The organism is Cryobacterium frigoriphilum (assembly GCF_004403305.1).
GTDB lineage: Bacteria > Actinomycetota > Actinomycetes > Actinomycetales > Microbacteriaceae > Cryobacterium > Cryobacterium frigoriphilum.
In genome coordinates, this window is record NZ_SOHE01000006.1 from 58786 (window position 1) to 78975 (window position 20190).

The window sequence follows — 20190 nt, forward strand, 5'->3', positions numbered from 1 at the left end:
CCAATTTGCGTAGGGTGGTTTTATGTCTCCGACTCCGCTCAGCGCCCGCGCCCTCGAGACGCTGCTGGGTGAGTGGCGCGGCGGCTCGAGCGCGTATGTTGGCCTGTCCGAGCGCATCCGCCTGTTACTGCTCGATGGCCGCCTCGCGAGCCACACCCGGCTGCCAGCCGAGCGCGAGCTGGGCGAACGCCTCGGGGTCAGCCGCACGACCGTGACCGCCGCCTACCGCGCCCTGCGCGGCGCCGGCTACCTGCAGAGCGTGCGCGGCTCCGGCAGCGTCGTCGCCCTCCCGGGAGCGCTCGCCCCGGCCGCCGAGCCAATCACCGGCATCCTCGATTTCAGTCAGGCCTCGATGCCGGCGCTGCCCGGGCTGACGGATGCCGCGGTCGCCGCCGCCGGGGACCTCTCCCGTCACCTCGGCGGTTCCGGCTTCGACCCGGTCGGCATCCCCGAACTGCGCGAGGCGCTCGCCGAGCGCTACCGGGTGCGCGGCCTGCCCACCAGCGCCGACGAGATCATGGTCACCCTCGGGGCCCAGCACGCGATCGCCCTGCTCGCCCGGGTGCTGATCAGCCGCGGCGACCGGGTGCTGATCGAAATGCCCACCTACCCGCACGCCTATGAGGCCCTGCGCGCGGCCGGCGGCCGGCTCGTTCCGGTCAGCGTGGCGGCAGCGGATGAAGCGGGGCTGGCATCGGGAACGGCCCCCGGCTGGGACGAACCCGCCCTCCTGCAGGCCCTGCAGCGCAGCAATCCGGTGCTCGGCTACCTGATGCCCGACTTTCAGAACCCGACCGGGCAGAGCATGCCGATCGATCAGCGCGAGCGGGTGATTGCGGCGGCCGCCGCTTCCGGAACCGTGCTGCTCGTCGACGAGACGATCGCCGAATTCGACATCGACCGGGCGGGCGAGTATCCGCCGTTCGCCGCTCACGCCGAGGGTGCCCGCGAGGCCGGGGCCGTCGTCTCGATCGGCTCGGTTGGTAAATCGGTGTGGGGCGGCATCCGTATCGGCTGGATTCGTGCCGATCCCGCGCTGATTCGCCGACTCGTCGGGGCTCGTTCCTCGAACGACCTCGGCACTCCGCTGCTCGAGCAGCTGCTCGTGACCCGGCTGCTGCCCGAGATGCCCCAGATTCTCGCGCACCGCGCCCAGCAGCTGCGGGCAGGCCGCGACCATCTCGAGCGCCGGCTCGCCGAACGGTTCCCCAGCTGGAGCGTGCCGCACCCGGACGGCGGCATCACCGCGTGGGTGAACCTCGGGCAGCCGGTCAGTTCCCAGCTCGCGCTCGCGGCCCGCAACCACGGACTGCTCGTGACCGCCGGGCCGCGCTTCGGCATCGATGGGGCGTTCGAGCGGTTTCTGCGCCTGCCGTTCAGCCCGAACCCAGAGCAGATGGACCGGGCCGTGGATGCGCTCGGCCTCGCCTGGGAGTCGCTCGCGCGGCATCCGCTGCCCGAGACCGGCTTTCTCGCCGACGTCGTCTGACCCCGCTGAGGGATTCCCAGCCTCCAGGCCTGACTCCCCGCCGCTCGGACTGACAGACTGAGCGCGTGCATTTTCTCGCCGTGTTGAGCATGAAGAACAGGGCGCTCATCGCGCTCATCACCATCGTGGCCGCGGTCTTCGGCAGCCTTGCGCTGACGAGCCTGAAGCAGGAACTCATTCCCTCGCTGCAGCTGCCGCAGCTGCTCGTGTCGACCAGCTACCCGGGCGCGAGCCCCGAGGTCGTCAACGACGACGTGTCGACGCCGATCGAGACGGCGATCCAGGGCCTCGAAGGCCTCGAAACGACCACCACGACCAGCAGCACGAACGCCTCGCTCGTGAGTGCCACGTTCACCTACGGTACCGACCTGGTCAAGGCCGAATCCCGCATCAGCCAGGCCATCAACCGCATCAAGGCGACCCTGCCCGAGGACCTCGACCCGCAGGTGATCAGCGGCAGCATCGACGACTTCCCGGTGATCTCCCTCGCGGTTGCCGGCGGCGACAACGCGACCCTCGCCGACGAGTTGCGGCGCAGCGTGCTCGGCGACATCCGCGATGTCGACGGCGTGCGGGAGGCCGCCCTGGTCGGCGATGTCGGCCAGCGCGTCACCATCACCCCGAACGTCGACGAACTCACCGCTCGGGGTTTGAGCACGCAGGCCATTCGAGACGCCCTGCAGCAGAACGGCTCACTGATTCCGGCCGGCGCCATCACCGAGGGCGACACGACCCTCTCGGTGCAGGCGGGCAGCAAGCTCGGCTCGGTCGACGAGATCGCGGCGCTGCCGGTGATAGGCCCGGCTATCGGCACGACAGCGGCGACGGATGGCGCGGCCGCAGCGGGTGCATCCGCTGCTGAAGCAGGCGCGGCCGCGGCCCCCGCTCTGACGACCATCGGCGACGTCGCCGCGGTCGCTCTCGTCGACAACCCCGTGCAGAGTGTGTCCCGGGTCAACGGCGAACCGGCCCTGACGATTGCCGTGACCAAGGTCCCCGCGGCGAACACGGTCGACGTCTCGACGGCCGTGCGTGACCTTCTGCCCCGGCTTGAAAGCGCCGTCGCCGGCACCACCTTCACGGTCGTCTTCGATCAGGCTCCCTTCATTCAGGAGTCCATCGACGCCCTCACTCAGGAGGGCATCCTCGGCCTGGTCTTCGCGGTGCTCGTGATTCTGGTCTTTTTGCTCTCGGTGCGGGCCACGCTGGTCACCGCGATCTCGATTCCGACCTCGGTGCTGATCACCTTCGTCGGCCTGCAAACCGTGGGTTATTCGCTCAACATCCTCACGCTCGGCGCGCTCACGATCGCCATCGGCCGGGTCGTCGACGACTCCATCGTCGTGATCGAGAACATCAAACGGCACCTTGTGGCCGGCTCCGACCGCGCCGCGACCATCATCTCGGCGGTGCGCGAGGTTGCCGGTGCGATCACGGCGTCGACCATCACGACGGTCACGGTGTTTCTGCCGATCTCGTTCGTGGGCGGCTCGACCGGGGAGCTGTTTCGCCCCTTCGCCCTGACCGTGACGATCGCGCTGCTCGCCTCGCTTCTGGTCGCGCTGACGATCGTGCCGGTGCTCGCGTACTGGTTCCTCCGGGCGCCGAAACCCGCCGCGAACCCGCAGGGCACCGAGCTCGGGGCATCCGCTACCGCCGAACCGACCCCAGACCGGGCCCCAGACCGGGCCCCCGACCGGGCCCCCGAACTGGCCGAAAACCCGGGCCGGCTGCAGAAGGGCTACCTGCCGATCATCGGCTGGACCCTGCGGCACTTCGTCGCGACCCTGCTGCTGGCCGTGCTGGTGCTCGGCGGCACCGTCGCCCTGCTGCCCTTCATGAAGGTCAACTTTCTCGGCTCGACCGGCCAGGACACCTTCCGGGTCAGCCAGGTGCTGCCCGTCGGAACGAGCCTCGCGGCGCAGGATGCGGCATCCGTCGCCGTCGACGACACCCTGCGCGGCCTCGACGGGGTCAGCATCGTTCAGGTCTCGATCGGCGGCAGCAACCTGCAGAGCGCGTTCCGCGGCGGCGCCCCCTCGACGAGCACGGTCAGCTACTCGGTGACCACCGACGACAGCGTCGATGCCGACACCGTGCAGGACCGCGCGCGCACCGAGCTGAACGCCCTCGACGGCGCCGGCGAAATCACGATCGCCGCCTCCGACGGGTTCGGATCCAGCTCCGACATCGAAATCAACGTGACCGCGCAAACGGATGCCGACCTGCAGGTCGCCGCCGACGATATCCTCGCCGCGGTGTCGGGCCTCGACGCCATCGAGCAGAGCACCAGTAATCTCGCGGCCTCGCGGCCGTACCTCGCAGTGACGGTCGACCGCGCCGCCGCCGCCGAGGCCGGCCTCAGCGAGCTCGCCCTCGGCACCCTCGTCTCGCAGGCCATGCAGCCGAGCGTGATCGGGTCGATCGTCATCGACGAGCGCTCGCTGTCGGTGTATCTGCAGGCGGATGCCCCGCCCGCCACGACGGCCGAGCTCGCCGCCCTGCCCATCACCACCCGCACGGGCACCGTCGCCCTCAGCGCGTTGGCGACCGTGGCCCAGGTCGACGGGCCGTCGAACCTCACGACCACGAAGGGGCTGCGCACCGCGACGGTGTCGGCGACGCCGTCGAGCGACGACCTCGGCACCGCGAACGCCGAGATCACCGCGGCCCTCGCCGACACCCCGCTGCCGTCCGGCGCTAGTGCTGAGCTCGGCGGCGTCAGTGCCGACCAGACCGAGGCCTTCGAACAACTCGGCATCGCGATGCTCGTGGCCATTCTCATCGTCTACATCGTGATGGTCGCCACGTTCCGCTCGCTGCTGCAACCGCTGTTGCTGCTCGTCTCGGTGCCGTTCGCGGCGACCGGCGCGATCGCGCTGCAGGTGATCACCGGCATCCCACTCGGCGTGCCCTCACTGATCGGCGTGCTGATGCTGATCGGAATCGTCGTGACGAACGCGATCGTGCTCGTCGACCTCGTCAACCAGTACCGGCGGCGCGGCCAGTCCGTGCACGACGCGCTCGTGAACGGTGCGAGTCGACGCCTGCGCCCCATTCTGATGACGGCGCTCGCCACGATCTTCGCGCTGCTGCCGATGGCGGTCGGCCTCACCGGGCAGGGCGGCTTCATCTCGCAGCCGCTCGCGCTCGTGGTGATCGGCGGCCTGGTCTCGTCGACGCTGCTCACCCTCGTGGTACTGCCGGTGCTCTACTTCGTCGTGGAGTCCCCGCGTGAGCGTCGTGCGCTGGCCCGCGGCCGCACGCACCCCGCATCCGCTACCCGCGCCATGTGAGGAAAGCGCTCACTCGCGGGGAGTGGCGGTGAGTGGGCCCGCGGTCACGAGTTCGGTGGTGAGGTCGTCGCAGCCGTCGATCTCGTTTGGCGTGGCCACGGCCCGCGACGTGTCCCAGTAAGGCGGGGTCACGGCGAGCTCGGCCACGGGCACGATCGGGCAGTCGTAGACGCCGGCCTGGCGCAGGTGCAGCAGGCTATAAGCGGATGCTCCGATCGGCATGTCGACGACGGCCTCCGCCTGCCCCGCCCCGGCGTCACGGCCGGCCGAGGCGCCAATTCCCGTCTCGGTGATCGAGCTCACGAGCTGCACCTGCGGGTAGCCCGTCAGGGTGCAGGCCGTGTCGCTCGTGTTGGTCAGCTGCAGGTTCCAGTAGAACTGGCTCATGCCGCTCTCCATCGGCCGAGATTCGAGGGCGAACTCGAGCTGGCCGGCGTCGCACTCGCCGTTCGGGCCGATCTTCCACACCCCGGTGGAGCCCGTTTGCGAGGAGGTGCTCGGTGACGGCGCAGGCGACGCCGACGGCTCGGGCGTGGAGGTGGCGGTCGGTGTTGCGGCGGGCGTGGCCGCGCCGGAGACGTTCGTTCCGGACCCGGCCGCTCCCGCACACCCCGCCAGCACGGCGAGCGTGGCGGCGCTGAGCACAAAAGTCCCGGTCTTGCGTATTTTCCCCATCCCTCACCCTCCCACACCTCGCAACCGTTGACACGAGTGAGCAGGGGGCGGCTAAGCGGATGCCGCGGGAGTGCAGGAACGGCACCGCATCTACCCGAATTCCGCCGAGGCGCACCTCGAAGTGCAGGTGGCACCCCGTCGACGCGCCGGTGCTGCCGATCTCGGCGATGACCTGGCCGGCCGAGATCCGCTCGCCGACGACGACCCGCGTCGACGCGGTGGCGACGTGGGCGTATCCGGTCGCGACTCCCTCGCCGTGGTCGATCAGGATCCAGTTGCCGTAGCCGCCGGCCTCGCCGACCGCCGCGACGATTCCGGAGGTCGCCGCGTAAACGCCCGCGCCACACGCGGCACCCAGATCGGTTCCAAAGTGCACGGCGCCGACGCCCGCAACGGGCAGGTCCGGGCGCGAACCGTACCCGCTCGTGACCCGGCCGACCGCGGGACGTGCCCAGCCCTGATCGCTCAGCAGGCCGGCATCCGCTGCCGAGAGCAGCGAGGCGAATGTCACGCCGGTGCTGGAAAACACCGCTGTGCTCATCGACAGCTCGGCGCCGAGCGCGAGCAGGCGTTCGCGGCTGGCGTCGGCCGTGGCGGTGGCGGTCGCCACAGCGGCCACGGCCGCCGCGACCGGGGCCGGGTCGAGGGCGATCACGAGCGCGGCGTCCTGCTCGGCGAGGTCGTCGGCGCGCTGTCGCTCGGCCACGACGCGTGCCCGCACCGTGTGGATGTTCTCCGTCAGGGAACCGAGCCGATCCAGCGCCCCGAGCCGGTAGAGCAGATTGGCATCGGGCCCGCCGTCGAGCAGGGCATCGGCCGTTGCCGTGCCGGCTTCACCCTGGGCCATCGCCCGCACCAGACCGGCGAGCGACACCTGCGAGGCCGTTGCGGTGCGGCCGGCTGAGTCGGCGAGCCGGTGCACGAGAGCGGACTGGCTGAGGGCCGTTTCGTGGTCGGCGCGAGCGTCTGCTGCGGCACGGGTGGCGGTGTCGACCTCGACGATTGCGGCGTCATATTCGGTCAGCGCCGTCATGATGCGCGCGGTTCGGGCAGCGGATGCCCGCTCCGCGGCCGCCGCACGCTCTGCGGCACTCGCTGCTGCGCGTTCGGCGGCGACGAGCGCGGACTGCAGCGCGAACTCCGCCGGGAGCTGAGCGGTCTGCGGAATCGGATCGGCCTGCGGTTCGGAGGGCGTCATCGTCGTTGCGGTGGGCGGGGTGGTGGGCGGGTTCGCGGGCGGCGTCGGTACCGACACGGGAACAACAGGAACAGGCCCCGGAACTGGCCCCGCCATCGGCACGGGCACCACGACCGGTGGCGGTGGCGGCCCAGCGGATGCCGGCGGGGGACTGCTCGGCGTTGGTGTCGCGAACGGCGTCGGCGTCGGTATCGCGGGCGGTGTCGGTGTCGGCGCAGCCGTCGCTGGTGGAGTGGCTGCGGGAGGTTGCTGTGGCGGGTCAGCCGGAGTGGCGGCGGGAGTGGCAGCGGGGGGTGCCGCGGGAGGGTGTGCGGCCGGGGGCGCGGGATGCACGTCTGGCCTGGTCAGATCGAAACGGGTCGCGGCACTCGACTCGGCGGCGCTCGCCGCAGCAACAGGGCCGAATGCCGGGCCGAAAATCACCGCGAGCGCCAGTGAGACCGCCAGCGCTCGCGCGCTGAGACCGAGTCCCACAGAGAAGGCAGAGAAGGCAGAGAAGGCAGAGAAGGCAGAAAAGACGGTGACAGGGCGACGGAGGCTCGGCTGTGAGCGCACTCGTGACCCCACTTTCGTACATTCGAAACGCGCAGCTTGTTCAGGCGCGCTGCTTGTTCACACCGTGTTCAAGACCGACATGGAGGGTCGGCGGCGACAGTATTGCAGCCGGTGCGCGACCTCACAACCGCGACGCGTCAGGTCGCCCCATAAAGGGGGTGAATCGACGCGGTATGAATTTACGGGGGCTAGATGCCGAGGTATCGGTGCAGAAACGTCGCGACCCGCGCGCGCATGGCTTCGTCGAGAATTCCGATCGAGTGCAGTGTCCCTGGAACGGTGACGAGCTCATGGTCGATATCCAGGTCGGCGAGGGCATCCGCATAGTCCGTCGATTGCACGAGGGGAACGTATTCCTGCTCCGAGGTGGCGATGAAGACGGGAGGATCGGTACGGTCGAGGGCGTCGGCGACGGATGCCTCGGTCGCCGCATCGCAGTCCTGCAGCGAGTCGCAGCCCACGTACTCCCGGGCAATCTGTTGCAGGCTGTCGCTCGCCCCGATCGAAACGAGCCCGTCGTAGGTCAGGTCCACGGGGCCGGACAGCGCGGCGATCGCGGCGACGCGGGCGCCGTCGGTGAGCGGGCCGGAACCGGTCGCGCCGAGTACCGCCGCGAGGTTGGCGCCGGCGGAGCCGCCGAACGCGCCGATCCGGTCGGGGTCGATGCCGTACTTCTCGGCGTTGTCGTCGTCGCGAATCCAGCTCACGGCCGCGGTCAGGTCATCGAGGGCCGCCGGAAAGACCACGTCGGGCACGAGCCGGTAATTCACCGAGTAGGCCACGAATCCCTCGCTCGCGAGCCACTCGCAGACGGTGCGCCAATCGCTGTTGGCCTTGTCGCCGCGCGCCCAGCTGCCGCCGTGAATCGACAGCACAGCGGGGCGCAACTCCGCGCTCGCCGAATCATCGGCATCGGCGTCGGCGTCGTCGGCCGCATCGGCGCTGTCGGTCGCGGCCGGCGTTGCGGATTCCGTCTGCGCGGCCGCGGCCTCCGCGCCGGCGCTGGCAGTGGCGGTGGCAGTTGGCGTCGCTTCGGCCGGAGAACAGACGTCGAGGGTCAGCGGGGTGCCGTCGAGCTCGGTCGCGTACTCGACGTCCTCATCGATCTGCACGTCCCCGGCCGGCAGGAACGTGCGGATGCCCACGATCGCGGGGGTCACCAGCTCACTGGCCTCGTCGCTGCGGTCATCGGGCCGCAGCTCGGACAGCTGGGTGTGAAACCCGGCGAGCAGCATCGTCCCCACGATCGCAACCGTGCCCACCCCGAGCATCAGGCGCAGGCGAGGCCGGCCCGAGGGGCGGGGGCGAGTGGTCACGAATCTCCGAACGGACGGTCGGGCCGCCAATGGAGCGGTGTGTCCTGAGAATACGCCAGCCGCCCGCCCGGGCAGAATCGGCACGCAGCACCGTCGCCGGGCGTGGTGCTCAGCCCTGGCGAGCCTTCGCGCGCGGGTTGAGCTTGTTGATCACGAACACCCGGCCGCGGCGATGCACGACCTGCGATCCGGGAACCATTTTGAGCCTCTTGAGCGAGTTACGAACCTTCATGCCTGTCCTTTCGATTTCTTATTGATAACCACTATCAATTAGGTTAGCAGGCATGCAGACAGAAGATTTCCTGAGGGTGAACGTGGTGAGCGGCCTTTCCGGCGCGGGTAAATCATCCGTCGCCCGTGCCCTCGGAGGCACCGCGATTCACCCGCGCGCCCTCCTGCCCGATGATGCCGATACCCTCGCCGACAGCCCGCTCGCCCTGGCGCCGTGGCAGGCCTGGCAGGGCAGCGCGGTGCCCGGCAATCGCGAGGTCTTCGTCGAGGCGCACCCCTCGATCGGCCCGCTCGAGGTCGCGAGTTTTCTCGCCCCCGACCGCGACGAACAGCGCGGCGCGCCCACCGTGCGTCTCGGCGATCTCGTCACAGTGCTCGACGCCTCCCGCTTCTGGGATGACCTGCAGAGCGACGGGTCCGTGCCCGATTCGCCGACGGATGCCGCGGTCGGCTCTGTGGGCCAGGCCTCCTTCGATCGCCTCCCCGCTGACCGCACCCCCGCTGACCGCACCCCCTCTGACCGCACCCGCGGCGACGCCCTCGTCGAGCAGATCGAGTGGGCGAGTGTGGTCGTGATCAACAAGAGCGACCTCGTTCGCCGCGCGGTCTGCGGAGACATTCGCGACTTCGTGCGGCTGCTGAACCCCTCGAGCTTTATTGTCTTCGCAATCCACGGCGAGGGGGCCGCGGCAACCTGGCCGGCGCCCCGGCGGGACATGCACGCCTGGCTGGCCCGCAGCCCCGGCTGGGTGCGTCAGCTCAACGGTGACGCGCTGCTGTCGCAGAGCCCGCAGGGACTGTCGTGTGTGGTCTACCGCGACGTGCGGCCTTTCCATCCCGCCCGGCTCGCCCACTTCTTCGCGAATCGCTCGGGGGAGTCTGGCGATATCCTGCGCTCACGGGGGCTGTTTCGCCTCGCCTCGCGGCCGGGAGTGGTGGGCTCCTGGAGCAGCGTTGGCGGCACCGTCACCTTCGAGCCAACCGGCATGCTCACGAGTGACCCCGACTCGACCTGGGGCCAGGAGATTGCCTTCTTCGGCCGCAACCTCGACGTGAACCGGCTCACCCGCAACCTCAACGAGTGCCTGCTGAACGACGCCGAGTTTCTTGCCGGCCCGGTTCACTGGAGCGCAACGCTCGATCCGTTTCCCGCCTGGGACCTGCAGCACCGGCACTGATGGCACTGATCTGAATGGCACTGATCTGATTGGCACTGATCTGATTGGCACTGATCTGATTGCAACAATTTTCTGGCGATGACGTGACATTGTGCCCATCGTCCGGTAGCGTAGACAAGTCGGCTCTTGACACTGCGCTTTCTTCACGTGTGCGCAGATGGGTTTGTAAGTCAAGTTGGGCCGGTTTCCCAGTAATCCGCTGGTGAAAAATCACTGTATGTGAACGGCCCCGGCCATAGACTGCCCGGGTTCTCAGTTACGTCGCTGTGCGACGTTGTTCTGCCATGTACTGAACATAACCCAGGAACTTTTCTATGCCTCAGAGCAAGAATCCCGCCGTCGGCGGTAAGAACTACGACCCGAAGTACTCTGCAAAGGGCGCCCCGAACCGGGGCGGCTCGAACAATCAGGGCAGCAAGAGCCCCGGTCACCGCGGTTTCCGTGCCGACGAGGGTGCGCCCAAGAAGGCCCGTTGGAACGCCGACGAGCGCGCCGCGAAGGCCAACGAGCGCCCCGCTTACGGAGACCGCCCCGCCTACGGCGCCGGCCGCTCCGAACGTCCCGCGACCGGAGCCCGCACCGAGCGCCCGGCCTACAACAACGACCGCAACGACCGTCCGGCGCGTTCGAACGACCGTCCGTCTTATGGTGACCGCAACAACAGCGCTCCCCGTGGCGACCGTCCGTCGTACGGCGACCGTAACGACCGTCCGGCCCGCTCGAACGACCGTCCGTCCTACGGCGACCGCAACAGCAGCGCTCCCCGTGGCGACCGTCCGTCGTACGGCGACCGCAACGACCGTCCGGCCCGCTCCAACGATCGTCCCTCCTACGGTGACCGCGCCCCGCGCACGGATCGTCCTGCATACAACAACGACCGCAACAACGACCGCCCCTCCTATGGCGACCGCAACAGCGCTCCGCGCACCGAGCGCCCGGCCTACAACAACGATCGTCCGTCGTACGGTGACCGCAGCGAGCGTCCGGCCCGCACGGAGCGTCCGTCCTACGGCGACCGTGCCCCGCGCACCGAGCGCCCGGCCTACAACAACGATCGTCCGTCGTACGGTGACCGCAGCGAGCGTCCGGCCCGCACCGAACGCCCCTCATACGGCGACCGCGCCGAGCGCGCTCCCCGCAGCTACGAAGATCGCGCGCCGCGCCGTTCCAACGACGACCGCCCGCCCCGCCGCGACTTCGGTAACGACCGTCCCTCGCGTTCGGACGACGGCGACAGCAAGTTCTACCCCAAGCGCAGTGAAAACGGCGCCAAGCCGACCTTCGCCGGTGGCGACGACGTCGTCCTCGAGCGCCTCGAAGCCATCGCGACGACGGCATCCGATGTCGTTGGTGTGAGCTTCGGCGACCTCGGCCTCGGCGAGAACATCGTGCGCGAGCTCGCCGCCATGGGTGCCGCGGCTCCGTTCCCGATCCAGGCCGCCACCATTCCCGACGTGCTCGCCGGCCGCGACGTGCTCGGCCGCGGCAAGACCGGTTCCGGCAAGACGATCGCCTTCGGCGCTCCCCTCGTGGAGAAGCTGATGGAGAACAACGGCGCCAAGGACCGCAAGATGGCCCGCAAGCCCCGCGCGCTCATCCTCGCCCCGACCCGCGAGCTCGCGCTGCAGATCGACCGCACCATTCAGCCCATCGCCCGCAGCGTCGGCCTCTTCACCACCCAGATCTACGGCGGAGTTCCGCAGTACCGCCAGGTCAGCGCTCTGCAGCGCGGCGTGGACATCATCATCGGTACCGCCGGTCGCATCGAAGACCTCATCGACCAGGGTCGTCTCGACCTCTCCGAGGTCGTCGTGACCGTGCTCGACGAGGCCGACTACATGTGCGATCTCGGGTTCCTCGAGCCCGTGCAGCGCATCCTGCGTCAGACCAAGTCCGGCGGCCAGAAGCTGCTCTTCTCGGCCACCCTCGACAAGGGTGTCGCCTCGCTGGTCAAGGAATTCCTGACCAACCCGGCCGTGCACGAGGTCGCCGGTGAAGACCAGGCCTCCTCGACGATCGACCACCGCGTGCTCGTCATCGAGCACCGCGACAAGAGCCGCATCATCGAAGAGCTCGTCAACCGCGACGGCAAGACGCTCATCTTCAGCCGCACCCGCGCCTATGCCGAGCAGCTCGCCGAGCAGCTCGAAGACGCCGGCGTGAAGGCCACGAGCCTGCACGGCGACCTGAACCAGGCCCGCCGTACCCGCAACCTGCAGATGCTCACGAGCGGCCGCGTCAACGTGCTCGTCGCCACCGACGTCGCGGCTCGCGGAATCCACGTGGACGACATCGACCTGGTCATCCAGGCCGACGCGCCCGACGAGTACAAGACGTACCTGCACCGCTCGGGCCGTACCGGCCGCGCGGGCAAGACCGGAACCGTCGTCACGCTCATCCCGAAGCAGCGCAAGCGCCGCATGGACGAGCTGCTCGACCGCGCCGAGATCGAAGCCAGCTACATGTCGGCCGGCCCCGGTGACGCCGCCATCCAGGAACTCGCCAACGTCTAGCTAGACCCGCTCAACCCGAGGGGCACCCACCGCACAGCGGAGGGTGCCCCTCTTTTTGATGCCGCCTTTTCGGTGCCGCGAGTGAGCACAAACTGCCTACTCGTGGGAGGAACCGGGCCGCGGCCAGATGAACGTGCGAAACGACGAGTCGAACAGGGACGCGTCAAAGACCGAGAAGACACTGCTCACGATGCGGTCGCCGGCGCGAAAGGCGACCGCCTCGTATCCGCTGCAGATCGAATACCGGGCCGCGAGCTTGGTGCCGTCGACGCGCACCACGACCCGTTCCCACTCGGGTACCGGTTCCGTGACCTCGCGGGTGTCGAAACGCACCCGATCGCACACGTGGCTCGCGGCGAGGCGTTCGACGCTCGCCCAGGAGGTGTCCTCGGGGTGCAGAAAGGTGCGCACGGCGCCCGTGAGACCGCGGCCGTGTTCGGCGCCACCGCGGATTTCGTAGCTCACGTCGACGAAGTCGATCGGGCCGACCGGGTCGAGCAGGCTGGGCAGTTCGAGCGCGCCCTCGCTGATTCCGGCTTGCACTTCGAGGGCCGCGATCCGCCCGAGACGCGGGGGCGTGGGCCGCACGAAGTCATCTCCGACGGGGCGGTAGTTGGCCATGGGTTCATGTTTGCACAGAGCCGCCGCGAATGGGGCTGCCCGGCATCCCCAGTTGGTGAATTTCTGATGCTTGCCGCGAACCCCGTGATCTGACAGAATTACTTTCCGAACGGTCGGTCACTTATTTCTCGGTGATAAACACGGTTCGACCGCCCCACCGACAGAGCTGTCAGGAGAAAACATGGCCGAGGCCTACCTCGTTGGAGGAGCACGCACGCCCGTCGGACGTTACGGGGGAGTGCTCGCCCAGGTACGCCCTGACGATCTCGCGGCGCTCGTCGTCGCAGAGGCCGTGCGCCGAGCCGGCGTCGACCCCTCCCTGATCGAAGAGATCATCTTCGGCGCCGCCACCCAGGCCGGCGAGGACAACCGCAACGTGGCCCGCATGGCCGGCCTGCTGGCCGGTCTGCCCGACCATGTGCCGGGCATCACCGTGAACCGCCTCTGCGCCTCCGGGCTCAGCGCCATCACGATGGCCGCGCAGGCGATCCGGGCCGGCGACGCCGACCTCATCGTCGCGGGCGGTGTCGAGTCGATGACCCGCGCCCCTTGGGTGCAGGGCAAACCCGACCGCGCCTGGGCCAAACCCGGCCCGCAGTTCGACACCTCCATCGGCTGGCGCTTCGTCAACCCCCGCCTCGCCGCCCGCGACAAGGCCACCTTCTCGATGTCCGAAACCGCCGAGGAGGTCGCCCGCGTCGACCGCATCACGCGCACTGAAGCGGATGCCTTCGCCCTGCGCAGCCAGCAGCGCGCCGCCGCCGCGATCGATGCCGGCCACTTCGTCGATGAAATCGTCGGCGTGCCGACGAAAAACGGTGAGGTGCTCGTTGACGAGGGCCCGCGCCGCGACACGAGCCTCGAGGGGCTCGCCGCACTGCGACCCATCGTCGCGGGTGGCAGCGTCGTCACGGCCGGCAACGCGAGTTCGCTGAACGACGGCGCCTCGGCGGTGCTCGTCGCGAGCGGTGAGGCCGTGAAACGTTACGGCCTGGTGCCGCGCGCTCGCATCGTCTTCGGCGCAAGTGTCGGCCTGGCCCCCGAGATCATGGGCCTCGGCCCCGTCGCGGCCACCCAGAAGGTGCTCGCCCGCAGTCGACTGAGCATCAGTGATCTGGGTGCGATCGAGCTCAACGAAGCCTTCGCGACCCAGTCGCTCGCGTGCATCCGTCGGTTGGGACTCGATGAAGAAATCGTGAACCGCGACGGCGGCGCGATCGCCCTCGGTCACCCGCTCGGCTCGAGCGGCGCCCGACTGGTCGTGACCCTGCTCGGCCGAATGGAACGCGAAGATGCCCAGCACGGCCTCGCCACGATGTGCGTCGGCGTCGGCCAGGGCTCGGCCCTGATTTTGGAACGAGTCTGATTGACATGCCCACAGACCTGGAGGAACGTGCGATGACCACAGTAGGACTCGAAATCGGCGACCGCGGCGAAGACGGCGTGCCCGACCGCGTCGGCGTGCTCGGCGGCGGACGCATGGGAGCGGGCATCGCCCACGCCTTTCTGCTCGCCGGCGCGCATCTCACGCTCGTCGAACGCAACGCGAGCGAAGCGGATGCCGCCCGCGAGCGGGTGCTGCGCGCCGTCACCGCGAGCATCACCCGCGGCGCGACCGGGGAAACCCTGCAGGAGCTCAGCGATCGACTCGTGGTCGGCCACGATTTCGCGCTGTTCGCCGATCGTGACCTCGTCGTCGAAGCCGTCCCCGAGGTGCTCGAGCTCAAGGTCGACGCCCTGCGCCGCGTCGAAGCGGTGCTGAGCGCGAGCGCCGCACTCGCCAGCAACACCTCGTCGATCGCCATTAACGACCTCGCCGCCGAACTCACTCGGCCGGCCCGGTTTCTCGGCATGCACTTCTTCAACCCGGTGCCCGCATCCGCTCTCGTCGAAATTGTCGTGGGAACCTTCACGAGCCACGAGCTGGTGGCGGATGCCCAGGACTGGGTCGCGGCCCTCGGCAAGACGCCGATCACGGTCAGCGACGCTCCCGGTTTTGCGTCGTCGAGGCTCGGCGTCGCTCTCGGTCTCGAGGCGATGCGCATGCTCGAAGACGGCGTGGCCTCCGCCGAGGATATTGACGCCGCCATGGTGCTCGGATACAAGCACCCGGTCGGACCGCTGAAACTGACCGACCTCGTCGGCCTCGACGTGCGCCTCGGCATCGCCGAGTACCTGCACGCCCAGCTCGGCGCCCGGTTCGAACCGCCAGCCCTGCTGCGTCGACTCGTCGCCGAGGGCAAGCTCGGCCGCAAGTCAGGCCAGGGCTTCTATGCCTGGCCGGGCATCGAAAACGCAGTCGCCGAAAACGCAGTCGCCGAGGCCCCGGCACCCACCCACCGCACCGCGCTGACCACACAGGAGACCCGATGAACGCCGCACCGATCCTGCCGAACACCGTGCTGCCGAGTTACGTGCAGGGCGCCTGGTGGACCCCGGCAACCGACTCCGCCTCTGTGTCTGCCCCCGCAGCCGCTGCACCCGTCGACGTGCGCGACGCCTCTACCGGTGAACTCGTCACCCGGGTCAGCACCGCCGGCCTCGACCTCGGCGCCGCCCTCGAGTATGCCCGCACCGTCGGCCAGGCCTCGCTCGGCGAGCTCACCTTTCATCAGCGGGCCATGCTGCTCAAGCAGATGGCGCTGCTGCTGACCGAGCGCAAGCCCGAGCTCTACGAGCTGTCGAGCCGCACCGGCGCGACAAAGATCGACTCGATGGTCGACATCGACGGTGGCATCGGCGTGCTCTTCACGTACTCCTCGAAGGGCCGCCGCGACCTGCCCAACGCGCACGTCTACGTCGACGGCCCCGTCGAGCCGCTCTCGAAAGACGGCTCGTTTCTGGCCCGCCACATCTACACCCGCCTCCCCGGCGTCGCCGTGCAGATCAACGCCTTCAACTTTCCGGTCTGGGGCGCCCTCGAAAAGTTCGCTCCGGCCTTTCTCGCCGGCGTGCCGACCCTGGTGAAGCCCGCGACCCCCTCCGGCTACGTCACGGAAGCCTTCGTGCGTATCCTCGTCGACTCCGGACTGCTGCCGGCCGGCTCGCTGCAGCTCGTCTCCGGAAGCGTGCCCACCCTGTTCGACGAGGTGCGCCTCGGCGACCTCGTGGCCTTCACCGGCTCAGCCTCGACCGCCGAGAAACTGCGTGCGAACGACTCCGTGCAGACGGGCGGTGTGCGGTTCACGGGCGAGACCGACTCCATCAACGCCTCCGTGCTCGGCCCCGACGCGGTCGCCGGAACCCCGGAGTTCGACGCCTTCGTCAAGCAGGTCGTCACCGAGATGACCGTCAAGGCCGGCCAGAAGTGCACCGCGATTCGCCGCGTCATCGTGCCCGCGGCCACCGTCGACGATGTCATCGCCGCCGTGCGCGCCCGCATCGAGGCGCGCACCGTGCTCGGCGACCCCCGCGCGCCGGGCGTCACCATGGGCCCGCTCGCCTCGATCGACCAGCGCGACGAGGTGCTGCGCCAGGTCGGCCTACTCGTCGAGGCCGGCGGTGAACTCGTCATCGGAACGACGGATGCCCCGCTCGTCACCCACGCGAACGGCGCCATCGCGCCCGCCCCGCACGGCGCCTTCGTGGCTCCACTGTTGCTGCGCTTCGCCGACGCCCAGGCTGCCGCCGTGCATGAGGTCGAGGCCTTCGGCCCGGTCTCGAGCGTGCTCGGCTACGAGACCGTCGCGGAGGCCATCGACCTCGTGCGGCGCGGCGGCGGATCGCTCGTCACGAGCATCGCCACCCACGACCCGCAGATCGCCGTCGAGCTCATGACGGGAATTTCGGCGTTCAACGGCCGGGTGCTCGTGCTTGACCGCGACGATGCCCGCACCTCCACCGGGCATGGCTCGCCGGTGCCGCAGCTCGTGCACGGCGGCCCCGGCCGCGCCGGCGGCGGCGAGGAACTCGGCGGCATCCGTGCGGTGCTGCACCACATGCAGCGCACCGCGATTCAGGGTTCCCCCGAGATGCTCACCGCCATCACCGGCATCTGGCATCAGGGTGCCGCCCGGCACACCGGCGCGCGGCATCCGTTCCGAAAGAGCCTCGCCGAACTGAAAATCGGCGACCAGATCGTTTCGGATGCCCGCACGGTCAGTCTCGACGACATCGAGCACTTCGCCGAGTTCACCGGGGACACCTTCTACGCGCACATGAACGAGGAGGCCGCCGCCGCGAACCCGTTCTTTCCCGGCCGGGTCGCCCACGGCTACCTGCTCGTGTCCTGGGCCGCCGGTCTCTTCGTCGACCCGGCTCCCGGCCCCGTGCTCGCCAACTACGGCCTCGAAAATCTGCGTTTCGTGACGCCGGTCTCGCCCGGGGACAGTATTCGCGTGGCTCTCACCGCCAAGCAGATCACCCCGCGGGAGACCGACGAATACGGCGAGGTGCGCTGGGACGCCGTGCTGACCAATCAGAAAGAGGAGCTCGTCGCGTCGTACGACGTGCTCACCCTCGTCGCCAAGCACTAGCGTCGGTCTCGTCAGGCCGGTCTCGTCAGGCCGGTCTCGTCAGGCCGGTCTCGTCAGGCCGGTCTCGTCAGGCCGGTCTCGTCAGGCCGGTCTCGTCAGGCCCGGTGAAGTCGCGGCACAGGTTGGCCCTGGCGGAACGCGGGCCGCGGGTCTCCGGGGTCGGCCCGTGACCGCGCCTCGGTTGAGTCGTGGTGCCAGGCTCAGAGCACGAGCTCAGAGCACGAGCTCAGTTCGCGACGGAGTCCCCGTGCTGGGTGTTCAACTCGGCGAGGGTCGGCGGGTTCGCGCCGGTGCGCGAGACGGTGATTCCCGCGCAGCGCACGGCAAACGAGCCGGCACGCAGCAGCTCAGCGCGGGTGAAGACGCTTCCGTCACGCAGTGCCCCCGGCGCTGTGCCGGTCTCGAGCAGCCGCGCGAGGTGGTGGATCACTCCGCTCATGAAGGAGTCGCCCGCGCCGATCGTGTCGGCTACCTCCACCGCGACTCCGTTAACGGCGACCCGCTCGCCGGCCGCCGTGGCCAGCAGGGCACCGTCGCCGCCGAGGGTCGCAATCACGAGTGCCGGCCCGAAGGTCAGCAGGTGGTCCAGCACCGCGTCGACCGTGAGGGTCGGGTAGAGCCAGCGCGCGTCTTCGTCGCTGAGCTTCACGACCGTCGACAGCGCGGCCAGGTCTTCGACGGTCGCCACGGCATCCGCGTGGGAGTCGAGCAGCGACGGCCGAATGTTGGGGTCGAAGGTGACGATGGTACCGGCGCCGCCCGAGGACCGGGCGGCCTCGCTCAGCAGGCGCCGGGCATCCGTCGCCCCGGGCTCGAGAAACGCCGCGATCGAGCCGAGGTGCAGCAACGGCGTTGTCGGCAGGTGCTCGACAAAATCGAGGGACCAGTGAATGTTGAAGTCGTAGCTGGCGACGCCCGCGGAGTCGAGCAGCGCTGTCGCGGTCGAGGTGGCTTCGTCCCGCAGCGAACCGGGAAAGAGGGCAACGCCCGACTGCTCGATGTGCCGTTGCAGCGCCGCTCCCCGCAGGTCTGAGCCGATTCGGGTCACGAGCTGCACGGGGTGCTCGAGCCGGGCCAGCCCGATCGCCACGTTCATGGGGGATCCCCCGGGGTAGTCGACCGAGCCGGTGGCGGTCGTGACGACGTCGACGAGCGCCTCGCCGACGACGATCAGTTCGGCAGGCGGCGGGGCGGCAGGCCTCGGGGCATCAGGTGTCAGGGCGGCAGGGTTCAACGGCATGGTGTGAGTGTATTGCCGCCGTGCCCCAATCGCGGGGTGAGTACGGGTGGGTTCAGACTTCCGGACTTACAAGGCGACGCGAGCCGCAGGGGAGAGTTGCCAGCGATACGGATGCGGGATCGCGTCGGCATCCACGTAGTGCACCCCGGCTTCCGGGTCGAGGGGCAGATCGAGGCCGTTGTCCCGGCAGCTGACCTCCCACACCTCCTCGCGGGACAGCGCCCGGATCTCGCCGTCGGTCACGATCCAGCCGCGCACCGCGCGATAGGGAATGTTGCCGTTCGCCGAGTGGTACCGCGCCCCGACCTCTTCGGTCACGAGCAGCAGACTGAACGATCGCGATGCTTCCGCCCCCCGCGTGATGCCCTCGAGCAGGGCCGTGTGTTCCACGACCGGGGTACGCTGCCCGCTCGGGTCGGTATGAAAGCGGATGCTGCGGGTCTCCTCCGCCGCCACGGTCAGCTCGTGCTCCCCGCAGCCGTGGCGCGTGCCGACGAGCGCGACGAGCAGCAGCTCCTGGTTGTCGGGACGCACGGTGGTGCGGTCACACCCGCTGCACGTCAACCGGTAGACCGGCAGCGCATCCCGCACGGTGTGCTCCGGATTCGGCGACAGCCGGGCATCCGACTGGCAATAGGGGCAGGTAATCCGCATGGGTCGGCGCTCCAGGCTTGGGTTGTTCCGTCACATTCCTATCGGTGCGCTCGAGCCGTGCTGAGTGCTGTGCTCCGTGCGCGAATCGTCCGGGCCCGGACGCTAAGATTTCGCGGTCCGTAAGCTCAGTGTGCGACAACGGTACCAGCGCCCGTTCCACCCCCGCAGTCCGTCAAAATGAGGACTTGCGCCTCATCATCGCCGCCCCATCGTCCCACACCTCACTCTTCATCGATCCCGCTGCTGCTGTGGTGGCGAATTCAGGAAGATTGGTGGGTTGCGCGGGTGGTGCCGCACAGGTCCGGGTCTGCGGATGCTGGGTGGCCATACCTTTCCTGCATTAGCCACGGATCCTGCCGTGCGGGGCTGCCCCGACCGCGAAGCCGTCGTGGTGCGTCACGCCGTGATCGCCGATCCCTCCTCCGTCGGTTGAGCCTGCGCGCGTAGCGCGCTGGTCGAAACCGCGCACGCCGGCCTCAAGACCCGGCCGTGCGTTCCGAGGTTGGTTTCGACCGCTCCTTCGTCGCGCTTCAACCAGCGGATCCTCGCTGGTTGAGCCTGCGCGCGTAGCGCGCTGGTCGAAACCGGGTGGGCCGTCCTGTGGGTCGGTGGGTGCGGGGTGGGGCGACACGCCCGGGGTGTGGCTTGTAATTGACGGTGTTGCGGGGGGTGCGTAATGTAATCACACGTACCCCACAGGTTCGGAAAGCTGTTCAGCTGCCGGCCTCAAGCGGGACCAAGTCGTAGCT

Annotated in this window: 14 protein-coding genes and 1 pseudogene; 8 read left to right on the top strand and 7 right to left on the bottom strand. The window is 69.1% G+C overall.

Annotation, left to right across the window (positions count from 1 at the left end; all coding sequences use genetic code 11):
* Window positions 1-22 precede the first annotated feature (22 nt).
* Window positions 23-1489: a MocR-like transcription factor YczR gene (yczR, locus tag E3T55_RS00960; RefSeq protein ID WP_134517711.1), complete on the top strand. Its 1467-nt coding sequence runs from the start codon at window positions 23-25 to the stop codon at window positions 1487-1489.
* A gap of 65 nt (window positions 1490-1554) precedes the next feature.
* On the top strand, window positions 1555-4785 hold the full coding sequence (locus E3T55_RS00965; protein ID WP_134517712.1) for an efflux RND transporter permease subunit: 3231 nt from the start codon (window positions 1555-1557) through the stop codon (window positions 4783-4785).
* A gap of 9 nt (window positions 4786-4794) precedes the next feature.
* Here E3T55_RS00965 and E3T55_RS21055 read toward each other — a convergent pair whose 3' ends face one another.
* From E3T55_RS21055 to E3T55_RS00985, 4 genes and pseudogenes are all read right to left on the bottom strand, one after another.
* The gene (locus tag E3T55_RS21055) at window positions 4795-5460 is read right to left on the bottom strand and encodes a DUF4232 domain-containing protein (RefSeq protein ID WP_134517713.1); all 666 of its coding nucleotides are present in this window, start codon (window positions 5458-5460) and stop codon (window positions 4795-4797) included.
* Window positions 5461-5560: 100 nt separating this feature from the next.
* Window positions 5561-6754 (bottom strand): annotated as a pseudogene (locus E3T55_RS21060) (M23 family metallopeptidase); the annotation flags it as partial.
* 647 nt (window positions 6755-7401) lie between these two features.
* Window positions 7402-8529 (bottom strand): alpha/beta hydrolase, encoded by a 1128-nt coding sequence (locus E3T55_RS00980; protein ID WP_134517715.1) that lies wholly within the window; start codon window positions 8527-8529, stop codon window positions 7402-7404.
* A gap of 109 nt (window positions 8530-8638) precedes the next feature.
* A complete protein-coding gene (locus tag E3T55_RS00985; protein WP_134517716.1) occupies window positions 8639-8761 on the bottom strand; it encodes a ribosomal protein bL36 in 123 nt (40 codons plus the stop codon).
* A gap of 52 nt (window positions 8762-8813) precedes the next feature.
* On the opposite strand from E3T55_RS00985, the gene E3T55_RS00990 reads away from it, so the two are divergent.
* The 3 genes from E3T55_RS00990 to E3T55_RS01000 all read left to right on the top strand — a co-directional run bounded on the left by E3T55_RS00990 (window position 8814) and on the right by E3T55_RS01000 (window position 12451).
* Entirely contained in the window at window positions 8814-9938 is a 1125-nt protein-coding gene (locus tag E3T55_RS00990; protein WP_134517717.1) for a GTP-binding protein, read from the top strand.
* Window positions 9868-10020: a pentapeptide repeat-containing protein gene (locus E3T55_RS21120; RefSeq protein WP_134517718.1), complete on the top strand. Its 153-nt coding sequence runs from the start codon at window positions 9868-9870 to the stop codon at window positions 10018-10020. The genes E3T55_RS00990 and E3T55_RS21120 overlap by 71 nt, the downstream gene beginning before the upstream one ends.
* 232 nt (window positions 10021-10252) lie before the next feature.
* Complete coding sequence (locus tag E3T55_RS01000; protein ID WP_134517719.1) at window positions 10253-12451, top strand: DEAD/DEAH box helicase; 2199 nt, start codon at window positions 10253-10255, stop codon at window positions 12449-12451.
* A 96-nt stretch (window positions 12452-12547) separates the two neighbouring features.
* On the opposite strand, the gene E3T55_RS01005 is transcribed toward E3T55_RS01000, so the two are convergent.
* Window positions 12548-13072 (bottom strand): hypothetical protein, encoded by a 525-nt coding sequence (locus tag E3T55_RS01005; protein WP_134517720.1) that lies wholly within the window; start codon window positions 13070-13072, stop codon window positions 12548-12550.
* A gap of 181 nt (window positions 13073-13253) precedes the next feature.
* Between E3T55_RS01005 and E3T55_RS01010 the strand changes: the two genes are divergently transcribed.
* Genes E3T55_RS01010 through paaZ form a run of 3 tightly spaced genes read left to right on the top strand, consistent with a single transcriptional unit; the run spans window position 13254 to window position 17547 of the window.
* Entirely contained in the window at window positions 13254-14438 is a 1185-nt protein-coding gene (locus E3T55_RS01010; RefSeq protein WP_134517721.1) for a thiolase family protein, read from the top strand.
* A gap of 32 nt (window positions 14439-14470) precedes the next feature.
* The gene (locus E3T55_RS01015) at window positions 14471-15445 is read left to right on the top strand and encodes a 3-hydroxyacyl-CoA dehydrogenase family protein (protein ID WP_134517722.1); all 975 of its coding nucleotides are present in this window, start codon (window positions 14471-14473) and stop codon (window positions 15443-15445) included.
* The gene (paaZ, locus tag E3T55_RS01020) at window positions 15442-17547 is read left to right on the top strand and encodes a phenylacetic acid degradation bifunctional protein PaaZ (protein ID WP_134517723.1); all 2106 of its coding nucleotides are present in this window, start codon (window positions 15442-15444) and stop codon (window positions 17545-17547) included. Before E3T55_RS01015 ends, paaZ begins: the two co-directional genes overlap by 4 nt.
* A 226-nt stretch (window positions 17548-17773) precedes the next feature.
* Here the strand turns inward: paaZ and E3T55_RS01025 are convergent, their stop codons facing one another.
* Entirely contained in the window at window positions 17774-18787 is a 1014-nt protein-coding gene (locus E3T55_RS01025; RefSeq protein ID WP_134517724.1) for a carbohydrate kinase family protein, read from the bottom strand.
* A gap of 66 nt (window positions 18788-18853) precedes the next feature.
* Window positions 18854-19441, bottom strand: coding sequence for a hypothetical protein (locus E3T55_RS01030; RefSeq protein WP_134517725.1), 588 nt, complete (start codon window positions 19439-19441; stop codon window positions 18854-18856).
* Window positions 19442-20190: the final 749 nt, after the last annotated feature.

What these genes read in the sequence shown, in the direction of transcription:
- yczR (WP_134517711.1), top strand. Translation starts at nt 23, where the DNA reads ATGTCTCCGACTCCGCTCAGCGCCCGCGCCCTCGAGACGCTGCTGGGT.
- E3T55_RS21055 (WP_134517713.1), bottom strand. Translation starts at nt 5,460, where the DNA reads ATGGGGAAAATACGCAAGACCGGGACTTTTGTGCTCAGCGCCGCCACG.
- E3T55_RS00985 (WP_134517716.1), bottom strand. Translation starts at nt 8,761, where the DNA reads ATGAAGGTTCGTAACTCGCTCAAGAGGCTCAAAATGGTTCCCGGATCG.
- E3T55_RS00990 (WP_134517717.1), top strand. Translation starts at nt 8,814, where the DNA reads ATGCAGACAGAAGATTTCCTGAGGGTGAACGTGGTGAGCGGCCTTTCC.
- E3T55_RS01000 (WP_134517719.1), top strand. Translation starts at nt 10,253, where the DNA reads ATGCCTCAGAGCAAGAATCCCGCCGTCGGCGGTAAGAACTACGACCCG.
- E3T55_RS01005 (WP_134517720.1), bottom strand. Translation starts at nt 13,072, where the DNA reads ATGGCCAACTACCGCCCCGTCGGAGATGACTTCGTGCGGCCCACGCCC.
- E3T55_RS01010 (WP_134517721.1), top strand. Translation starts at nt 13,254, where the DNA reads ATGGCCGAGGCCTACCTCGTTGGAGGAGCACGCACGCCCGTCGGACGT.
- E3T55_RS01015 (WP_134517722.1), top strand. Translation starts at nt 14,471, where the DNA reads ATGACCACAGTAGGACTCGAAATCGGCGACCGCGGCGAAGACGGCGTG.
- paaZ (WP_134517723.1), top strand. Translation starts at nt 15,442, where the DNA reads ATGAACGCCGCACCGATCCTGCCGAACACCGTGCTGCCGAGTTACGTG.
- E3T55_RS01025 (WP_134517724.1), bottom strand. Translation starts at nt 18,787, where the DNA reads ATGCCGTTGAACCCTGCCGCCCTGACACCTGATGCCCCGAGGCCTGCC.
- E3T55_RS01030 (WP_134517725.1), bottom strand. Translation starts at nt 19,441, where the DNA reads ATGCGGATTACCTGCCCCTATTGCCAGTCGGATGCCCGGCTGTCGCCG.